Annotated in this window: 10 protein-coding genes and 2 pseudogenes; 3 read left to right on the forward strand and 9 right to left on the reverse strand. The window is 42.1% G+C overall.

What is annotated here, in order from left to right; translation table 11 throughout:
* Nucleotides 1-130: pseudogene (locus tag H5202_RS14520) on the forward strand (NifU family protein); the annotation flags it as partial.
* Between the two features lie 107 nt (nucleotides 131-237).
* Here H5202_RS14520 and H5202_RS14525 read toward each other — a convergent pair.
* The 3 genes from H5202_RS14525 to dinF form a co-directional block, all read right to left on the reverse strand.
* Nucleotides 238-567: an FKBP-type peptidyl-prolyl cis-trans isomerase gene (locus H5202_RS14525; RefSeq protein WP_182772706.1), complete on the reverse strand. Its 330-nt coding sequence runs from the start codon at nucleotides 565-567 to the stop codon at nucleotides 238-240.
* A 36-nt stretch (nucleotides 568-603) separates the two neighbouring features.
* Nucleotides 604-2,538: an alpha/beta hydrolase family protein gene (locus H5202_RS14530; protein WP_182772707.1), complete on the reverse strand. Its 1,935-nt coding sequence runs from the start codon at nucleotides 2,536-2,538 to the stop codon at nucleotides 604-606.
* A gap of 71 nt (nucleotides 2,539-2,609) precedes the next feature.
* Nucleotides 2,610-3,953, reverse strand: a complete 1,344-nt coding sequence (dinF, locus tag H5202_RS14535; RefSeq protein WP_182772708.1) for an MATE family efflux transporter DinF — start codon at nucleotides 3,951-3,953, stop codon at nucleotides 2,610-2,612.
* A 14-nt stretch (nucleotides 3,954-3,967) separates the two neighbouring features.
* On the opposite strand from dinF, the gene H5202_RS14540 reads away from it, so the two are divergent.
* Complete coding sequence (locus H5202_RS14540) at nucleotides 3,968-5,026, forward strand: polysaccharide deacetylase family protein (protein ID WP_182772709.1); 1,059 nt, start codon at nucleotides 3,968-3,970, stop codon at nucleotides 5,024-5,026.
* Between the two features lie 17 nt (nucleotides 5,027-5,043).
* Here H5202_RS14540 and H5202_RS14545 read toward each other — a convergent pair whose 3' ends face one another.
* From H5202_RS14545 to H5202_RS14565, 5 genes are read right to left on the reverse strand one after another with little or no spacing between them, the layout of a single operon-like run.
* On the reverse strand, nucleotides 5,044-5,670 hold the full coding sequence (locus H5202_RS14545; protein WP_443019414.1) for an SCO family protein: 627 nt from the start codon (nucleotides 5,668-5,670) through the stop codon (nucleotides 5,044-5,046).
* A 15-nt stretch (nucleotides 5,671-5,685) separates the two neighbouring features.
* On the reverse strand, nucleotides 5,686-6,597 hold the full coding sequence (gene cyoE, locus H5202_RS14550) for a heme o synthase (protein WP_182772710.1): 912 nt from the start codon (nucleotides 6,595-6,597) through the stop codon (nucleotides 5,686-5,688).
* A gap of 13 nt (nucleotides 6,598-6,610) precedes the next feature.
* Nucleotides 6,611-7,591: a COX15/CtaA family protein gene (locus H5202_RS14555; RefSeq protein ID WP_182772711.1), complete on the reverse strand. Its 981-nt coding sequence runs from the start codon at nucleotides 7,589-7,591 to the stop codon at nucleotides 6,611-6,613.
* Nucleotides 7,591-8,142, reverse strand: coding sequence for a hypothetical protein (locus H5202_RS14560; protein WP_182772712.1), 552 nt, complete (start codon nucleotides 8,140-8,142; stop codon nucleotides 7,591-7,593). Before H5202_RS14560 ends, H5202_RS14555 begins: the two co-directional genes overlap by 1 nt.
* 57 nt (nucleotides 8,143-8,199) lie before the next feature.
* Nucleotides 8,200-9,027 carry an SURF1 family protein gene (locus H5202_RS14565; RefSeq protein ID WP_182772713.1) on the reverse strand — a complete coding sequence of 276 codons (828 nt, stop codon included), beginning with the start codon at nucleotides 9,025-9,027 and terminating at the stop codon, nucleotides 8,200-8,202.
* Between H5202_RS14565 and H5202_RS14570 the strand changes: the two genes are divergently transcribed.
* Complete coding sequence (locus H5202_RS14570) at nucleotides 8,975-9,193, forward strand: DUF2909 family protein (RefSeq protein ID WP_182772714.1); 219 nt, start codon at nucleotides 8,975-8,977, stop codon at nucleotides 9,191-9,193. The two genes, H5202_RS14565 and H5202_RS14570, sit on opposite strands and share 53 nt — an antisense overlap.
* Before the next feature lie 16 nt (nucleotides 9,194-9,209).
* Here H5202_RS14570 and H5202_RS14575 read toward each other — a convergent pair.
* Nucleotides 9,210-9,515, reverse strand: a pseudogene (locus H5202_RS14575) (cytochrome c oxidase subunit 3); the annotation flags it as partial.
* Nucleotides 9,516-9,527: the final 12 nt, after the last annotated feature.

Raw genomic sequence — 9,527 nt, forward strand, 5'->3', positions numbered from 1 at the left:
CGGTTGCTCACAAGTTGATATCACTTTAAAAGATGGTATTGAGAAGCAATTGTTAGATATGTTCCCAACGGAATTAACTGGCGTTCGTGATGTAACAGAACATCAGCACGGCGAACATTCTTACGCCTAATTGCGTGATGAATTACTGCTAATAAACAAAGCTTAAAAACAAAAACGCGACCTTATTATGGGTCGCGTTTTTTGTTGGTGTCGATTAGGTTTTGGCAACTCGTGGTTTTAGTCGTCTCGAGTCAGTACTTCGAGTAATTCAATATCAAAAAACAAATCAGAGTTTGCTGGAATACGCTCACCAATCTGGCGTTCTCCATAGGCTAAATGAGCCGGAACAGAGAGCTGTCGCTTGCCACCTACATTCATGCCGATAATACCCTGATCCCAGCCTTTAATGACTCTGCCGGTACCAATGACACACTGAAATGCATCAGAAGCATCAAACTGGCTTCCATCGGCTAATCGACCGCTATAACGAGTGGTAATTAGCGCGCCTTTAACTGCAGCTTTACCGTTGCCAACTTCAATGTCGGTGATAATCAATTCTTGAGTCATAGTATTCTCATGTGTGACGACTTGGGCTATTTGAGGTTATTTTACCCCAAGATTAGTCGATAAGAAGTGCTCTATTTCAATGAATGTTGTAAGACGATGTTCATTATTACTTAAGTAATGATCGCCATTTTCCAGTTCGATATACTTTACGGGTTTATGTAAATCCTTAAGGGCATCATACATCTCTTCACTATGCTGTACTCGCACCACCCGATCTTTAGTGCCGTGGATCAATAATACTGGCACGTTAATGTTGGCCGCTTTGCTAATCGGTGACCGCTGAAACAAATCGTCGTAATCGTCACCAATTTGTTTTTTAACAATTTTACTGTTGTCATACCGACGTGATGATTTAACTAAATATTCAAGGTCAGTCACGCCCGCGACACTAATGGCACATTGATACAGGTCGGGGGTGATAGCCACGCCCATTAATGCGGCATAACCGCCGTAACTCGCACCGACAATACACACCCGTTTAGGGTCGCTAATGCCTTGTTCGATAAGCCAGTGAGTACCATCCTCAATGTCGGTTTGCATTTCTAGGCCCCAGTTTTTAAGACCTGAATTCATGAAGTTGAAGCCGTAACCAGACGAACCACGAAAGTTCATTTGTAGCACTGCATAACCGCGATTAGCTAAAAACTGTGCCCAATAATCAAACGTGGTTGAGTCGTAGCTAATAGGTCCGCCATGGGGGAAAATAATGGTCGGTAAATTTTTGGCTACAGTGTCTTTTGGGGTAGTGAGAAAGGCTTCGATGGCTAAACCGTCGCGCGCATTATAATGTACTGTTTGCGGTTGAGATAACACTTCTGGTGGTAATTGGCTGTAACGGTAAGCGATAGGATAGAGTTGTTTTTTATCTCTGCTACCAAAGTAATACGCCCCAGATTCAACAGGGCCAGTTGCATAAGCAATGTAGTTACGCTCATCGTCACTGAACTGGCGAATGTCATTATGCGACTGGGGTAACGCCTCGTTCAGACCGTTGTAAAGAGCAACGTAGTCTTGGTCCCAAAACAGGTATTCTCCTTCGATATTAGTACTTAATCCAATCACTTTTTGTTTAAGTTGGGAATATACTAACCAACCTTCAGTATCGTAGTTTTCATCATGATAAACCAATTCTTTTGCTAAAGCCGGGTCGGTTAGGTTGACTTTAAAGATGGATTTTAAACCTTGATGGTAGGCACTGACATATAGAATGTTGGGGTCGTGGTCGAACCCAATTGGCCATATTTCATCTTCGGTAAAAGCTTCAAATTGCCATAATTGACGAGGCTCTTCATTAGCGGCTTTTTGTTCGTAAATTCGGTAGGAGGTGTCATCACGATAAATGCCAATCCGTACATTATGCTGTCTGTCAATGACCCAATCTTCAAAGTATTTACGAGCATGCTGTATTGGTTTAATTGCCCCGGTTTTTAAGCTGACGTTAATGACACTTTCATATTGCGACTTGGATCCTAAACCGACAATTTGTAGCAGAATATGGTCTGGATCATCAGGTAAATAATCAATTACCGATGCTTGTAATTGCGGTAACCATTGAAAACGAGTGAGAGAGTAGTTTGATAATACACTCGATAATTTATTGTCGCTGATTGTGTATTTCATCAATCGAGTTTCGGTGGTTGGAGTACCATTGCGAATAGCGGGGTATTTTGATTCTATCAGGAGCATGTCATTACTTGCCCATTTTAACGATAAAATAACAAATTTTTGATTGTCAGTTTGGACTGGGAAAATATCTTTACTCGTTTCAGTATCTCGAATATTGATAACTTGGCCTTCGAGTTCGTTATTACTAACACGCATAAGCGAAGCTATTTTTTTGCCATCAGGAGATAAGGTGATAAAACTAACATCTGGAATGCTGGCAAAGGCTTCAACAGGTAGAGGCTTGGAAAATGAGCTAAGCGAAAATAGACATGAACTAACAATAACAAGCCATAAAATCCGTTTCATTAAAGGTCCGTTTTACGTGATATAAAAATGTTGTTTGGATGTTACATTTTTATAGTAAAGTCTTCAATGTATTATACGGTCACCAGTTGATATCTGAGTTTGTAGTAATAGTGCCACCCAAGAGTCACGCTTCGGCATAGCATAAATATCGACATCGCTGCCCAAAGGCTGTGATTGCCCCAAGTTTGCAATAAGTACCAACTCGGAAAGTAAATACCAAAGGTAGCTATTATCATACTGTTACGCATAACATTCCCGCATGCGGCACCAATATACACGCCATCAAACAGGTAACACCCAAATGCCAATATTGGCATGATAATAAGCCAGATTAAGTAATTGTTTGCGGTATTTTGCACCGCTTCAATATTGGTTAATAGCTGAATTATCCACGGTCCTGCCGTCCAAAAAAGCAGGCTAAATAGTACTGCAACTATTGCCGACCAGCAAAAAGCCAATACGACACTGTCATGCAGTAAGGTTGGATTTTTTTGACCAAATGCGCGGCCCACTTCAGCTTCAGCATAATAGGCTATGCCATCTAACGCATAAGATATTAGCATCAGCAAATTAAGCAGCACTGCGTTGGCGGCAATAGTATTGTCACCCAAGCCTGCACCATAAAAGGTCATAAAACTAAAGGCGGCTTGTAAGCATAAACTGCGAATAAAAATATCACGGTTTAAGGTAAGTAAACGAGCGTATCCGCGCCATGATAAATGCGCGATAACCTGGCTTATATTAAGCCTACCAGTGTGCATCAATTGGCGTTTAACCATGATCAATGCCACTGAAAAAGCACTGATATCAGCAATAACAGATGCCAACGCCGCACCTTGCACATTCCATTTAAAGACGATGACAAACACAATATCGAGAATAATATTGACGCTATTAGCGATAATTAATTGCCACATGGCCGCTTTCGGCGCTTGTCGTCCGAGTAACCAGCCTAATAATACTAAGTTGACGAGGGCAAAAGGCAGTGACCAAATTCGAATTTCGACGTATTGGCGGCAGTAAAACATAACTTGTTCGCTGGCATCACTGAGGCTTAATGCTAAATCGAGTATGGGAGAGTGTAATATTACACAAGCTACTCCCAAGGTTAATGCGAGGCTGCAACCTTGTATCAGTAATTGTTGTTGAGTTGAGGTATCATTAGCACCGTAGGCTTGTGCAACTAGCCCGGTGGTGGACATGCGTAAAAAGCCGAGTAACCAAATCATTAAGGTGATAATGGTACTGCCTAGTGCTACGCCACCAAGATAGTAAGCTTGTCCAAGATGACCAATCACCGCAGTATCAACTAATCCTAATAGTGGAATAGTGATATTCGACAGTATCATTGGCGTCGCTAAAGCCAATAGTTGACGATTTTTTTGGCGGTTTAATAGTAATGCGCTAACTGACATAGGTATGGATAATCATGGTTAAAAAAATAGCTTTATTGTTGGCGGTACTTAGCTTAAATGTATTGAATTTTGATGCCAATGCGGTAGTCATTTTACAATATCACCACGTGTCGGAAAATACCCCGAAAAGCACGAGTGTGACACCAAGTCAATTTGCTGAACAGATGCAGTACTTGGCAGATAATGATTTTACCGTGATTTCATTAGCTGAAGCTGTTGATTCAATAAAGCATAACACGCCAATAGCCGATAGACGTATTGTGATTACTTTCGATGACGGTTATGACAGCATTATCAACAATGCCGCGCCCATTTTGGCCTCACATCAATTCCCATACACTGTATTTATTTCAGTTGCCCCCATCGACGCTGGTTTCAAAGGGATGATGAGTTGGAAAGACATTATCGCGTTATCCGATCAAGGCGTGACGATTGCTAACCACAGTTGGGGACACGAACATTTAATTCGTCGTCAAGGCAAAGAAACCCAAGCCCAATGGCAAGCCCGTGTCGAAGATAATATCTTATCGACAGAAGCTGAAATATTAAAACGTACTGGCCAAAGTGTAAAAATGTTTGCCTACCCGTATGGTGAATACACTAACAAATTAGAAGCAATTTTGGCGAAACAGGGCTTTGTTGGCTTTGGTCAGCAATCTGGTGCCGCAGGGGAATATGCTTCACTAACTGCATTGCCGCGCTTTCCGGTTGCCAATGCTTATGCTGATTTAGCGAGTTTAATGGTTAAGTTTTCCAGTTTACCGATGCCGGTGATTAAGCAGAACATAAGCGATCCATTGTTGGCGTCAGGTAAGTGGCGACCAAAATTGGAGTTGACTATTGATACTCAAGATATTTATCCACATCAAATGATGTGTTTTATTCAAGGCCAAGGGCCTAAAAAACCTATTTGGTTAAGCGAAAACCGCTTATCTATTCAAGCATCATCGGATTTGGCTCCAGGACGTTCGCGCTATAACTGCACCGCACCCAGTAAAACAAAAACGGGCTATTATTGGTTCTCACAAGCGTGGATCCGCCCGCAAGATAATGGCCAATGGCTCGAAGAGTAACGATATTGCGTCAATGGCTAGTGCCAAGATTGAACGATTTGGCTAAAGTCAGCAATTAGCTCAGCATTAAGGATTTGTGCGAGCTGACCAGGTTGTGGTTTAGGTTTAAATACTGCTACTTTTTCCCCTCTTGGTGAAACCAAGACATACGATGCGCTATGGTCTACTTGGTAATCGCTGTCGTCTCCCACCATGGCATACACAAAGCCTAAGTCACGACTAAACGGAAACAAGTCTGCGTGTTCTGCACTGACGGCTTTAAAGTCTTTATTAAAAAAGTTTATGTAATCTAATCGTTTAGCTTGAGTATCGCGTTTAGGATCTGCTGACACAAACACCACTTGTACATTGCTGGCTATTTTTTGCAGTTGTGGATAAGCCGCTGCAAGTTTATTTAGAGTGGTAGGGCATACATCTGGGCAAGCGGTGTAACCAATAAAGAACAAACTCCATTTACCTTGCACCGTTTGGTTGGTAAATGCATTGCCGTATTGGTCTGCTAATGTAAATGGTGCTAATGGGCGCTGCTGCTCAAATACATAACTGGTCGCCAGTGGCATAGGTTCTGTTTGCGTCTGTTGATAAACGACACCCCCCACCAAGGCTAACAGCATTAGCCCTACCGCTATCATTATTTTCAATATCTTTTCCTTTCTAATTTAAGCGTTTACCCAAAAGTAATGGTCAACTAATAATACAATAAACAACACCATTAAATGATAAATTGAGAATTTAAAGACTTGCATGGACAGTTCTGGATAGTCATGAAACTTTAACTGCCACGCTTTATAAATAAAACCACAACTGAGTAATGTTGAACCAACCAAATATATTGGACCACACATGCCGACTAAAACGGGTAGTAGACAGGCGATTGCTAATAAAATGGTGTAAAGCAAAATACAGGTTTTGGTAAACTCGACCCCATGAGTAACCGGTAACATTGGAATATCGACCTTGGCATATTCTTTACGACGATGAATGGCTAATGCCCAAAAATGCGGTGGAGTCCAGGTAAATATAATAATAACCAGTAACAAGGCGTAGCCATGCAGTTCATTGGTTATTGCGGTCCAGCCTAATAATGGCGGCATAGCGCCGGCTAATCCACCAATGACAATATTTTGTGAGGTCGCCCGTTTAAGATAGGCGGTATACACCAAGGCATAACCAATCAAACTGGCAAAGGTTAACCAAGCTGTGAGGGGATTAACTAAGGTATATAACACCACAAAGCCGAGTGATCCAAGCGACACCGCAAATGTTACCGCTTTAGTGGTGGAGATTTTACCTTTAGGCAGCGGACGATTATAAGTTCGAGCCATCAAACCATCTATTTTACGATCAATTAAGTGATTAAACGCCGCCGCAGAGCCTGCCATCATCGCAATACCAGCCATTCCCGCAACCAAAGGTTGTAACGGTACAATGCCAGGCACAGATAAACACATACCGACCAATACCGTAAGCAACATAAGTGCTACGACTTTGGGTTTGGTCATTTCAAAATAGGCGCGCCATTGTAGGATTAACTTTGGTTGAACCTGACTAATAGTAAGAGGTTTTGTCATGGTTGATCCTCACTTATGCTTTACGCCACAGAGCGTAATTAATAAAGACTAAGGTAAGCAGCAATAAGGCTGCGCCTCCATTGTGTGATACCGCGATGCCTAAAGGTAAATTCATCACCACATTAGTAATCCCCAACCCGACTTGAGCGATAACGAGTAACAGCAATAAGTAACCACTGTTTCGCATAATATGTGATTGTGCATAGCGTAATTTTAGTGCGAGTACGATTAGGGTTATGGCGGTTACCACTGCCCAAATTCGGTGACTAACATGAATAGTCATGCGAGTGGCATAATCTAAAACACCAAATTCAAAACTGGGATGATCGCCTTGAAATGGTGAAAAAGCATCGGCAAAACGTAAGTTATCGACCCAATTACCTTCACAGATGGGCAAGGTAGTGCAGGCAAGCGCTGCGTAATTTGATGAGGTCCAGCCACCGAGTATAATTTGAATGACTAATACACCCAAACTGGCTAATGCTAATGGAATGAGCTTACGCGCATAGGTATCCCCTCCGGGGATCCTTAATGGTTTAAGCCGCAGATATAACAGCAGTAACAAGGCGAATAAACTAAAACCGCCTATAAGATGCGCCATAACGACAACAGGCATTAATTTCATGGTGACAGTCCACATTCCCAATGCGGCTTGAAACACAATGAGTACCGCAATAAATACGGGCAGTTTTTTGGGTGCTTGCGGCTGTTTAAGGCACATAATTAGAATGGCTAAAACCATTAACCCCAAAGTACCTGCGATATAGCGATGGATCATTTCAAGCCAAGCTTTTTCTGGCTCAATTTGAGCATCAGGAAATCGACTTTCAATGTTGGCTAAATCATGGCTTGCACTCGGCACCGCTAAATGGCCATAACAGCCCGGCCAGTCAGGGCAACCTAATCCAGCATCAGACAGGCGTGTATAGGCGCCCATTAGAATAACCGCCAAGGTAAACACTAATGTGAATTTGATTAATCGCTGTATTGCCATTAGCCAACCCTCGACAACTTAAGCATTTTGCGCAAATCGGCAATCATGGCTTTGCCCTGAGCAATATTGGCGTCGTGACCTATTACGTTGTCATATTGCATGACTAAGCTTCCGAGAGGATCGACAATAATCAGCTGTTGATTGGTCAGCAGTGCAGCAAGTGCATCATTGGCGTTTGCTTGGTCAAAGGAGATATTTAATTGCTTGAGGATTTTGGTGTCACTGTGGCTGTTTACTACAATGATTGGGGTAACACGATCCCTATCTTTGCCGAGGGCAATATAGCTTTGGTGTAAAATATACAGCCGTTCTTGGCATTGCTCATTGCAGGTTTCGGGTAGAAAAAATAGCACTTGCCATCCATGAGGTTTAGGATTCTCCATGGCTAAGTTAGCGTAGTTAATGTTAGAAGCGATTAATGCCCCTTTGTTGGTTGCCGCGCCGTTATACAGTTCTAGGCTTAACACTAATTTGGCTAAGGCAACCGGTAAAATAAATACCAGCAGTAAGACAATTAGCGCTTTATTACTTTTTTTCGGTAGGGAGTTCATTCTATCTCCTCTTTATCATTTTGATATTATTGTTAAGTTAATTATGAACAACGATGTTTAGCGTCGAAATTGTCGAAATGCAATCCAACTCATTAATCCTAAAAATACAGCTGCCATGCTGAACCATTGCAAGGCATATCCTTGATGTTTTTGCGCCGACAATGGAATGGGTATCCAAGGTTGAGGCAGGTGATAATTTGGAACATTGTCTGGTTGCAGCACTACGGATGTCAGTGTATGGCCAAGCAAGTCTGTTAGTGCAGGTATATTGATATTCTGAAAACGTATTGGAGCATGAGTATCGGCTAGTTGCTCTGGATCTAGTCGGTCACTTAATGGGTTGGGTTGTTTTTGATAAACTCGGCCAAACAGTGTGTAGTAATTTGTTTTTAAGGGGGGTAGTTCGGGTAAAATTCGACGGTCTTTGTTTGCAGGCACAAAGCCTAGCTCGACCATTATCCAAGGTTGCTCAGGGGTTATTTCAAAAATTTGATAAGCTAAATATCCTACTTGACCCTGAAACACTTGATTGTCTAATAACAGCATCATGTTATTGACGGGTTTAGCTGAGATCTTCAGACGATAACCCGTGAGTAATCTCGTCTCCGGTTGAGAGCTTGTTGAGGCTTCTGACGTTTCAACTATTGCCAACATTTCATCATAAGTGAGTGCTTGTTGCTGTTGGCGCTGAATAAGCGTGCTTTGCCACTCTTGTTTAAAGGTTGCTCGTGATAACTGCCATAATCCTAACTTGACCAACAAGCTAAACACGACCAAAGTAATGATTACGAATAACACCCGAGACACACCCACACTTTTAAAAGGATTGCCTGTGACAACACCTTTCATCGTTAAGTTAGTTTTAGTCTCGTTGCTTGTATTCATATTATTTAACTTAGGTAGGGCCTTATTTATTATGGTTAAGGGCGAGCATCAACAATCCATGAGTCGTTTTCTCGGCCGGCGCGTATTGTTTTCTGTTGTCGTTATAATGATATTGCTGGTGGCTTTGGGGCTTGGTTACATTCAACCTAACCCCAGACCTTATTAGTCGTTAATACGTTGTTTTATAGTACGTATACAAAAATGAATAAGCATAACCACACCACATCAACGAAGTGCCAATACCAACTCCCCGCTTGAAAAGCGAAATGCTTGTCGGGCGTAAAGTGGCCCTTCACAATCCTGAGTAATAAAATAATCAAGAACAGGGTACCGATAGTGACGTGCATACCATGAAAACCGGTTAGCAGAAAGAAGGTGTTGCCGTAGACACCAGAAGAGAGCGTTAGCCCCATACATTGGTAAGCTAGGTTATATTCTTCAATCTGTAAACAGAGAAACGTAATCCCCATAATTACAGCTAACGCTAACTAGATTATCAA

This window comes from Shewanella sp. SG41-4 (assembly GCF_014164505.1).
In the GTDB taxonomy this organism is placed as follows: Bacteria; Pseudomonadota; Gammaproteobacteria; order Enterobacterales; family Shewanellaceae; genus Shewanella.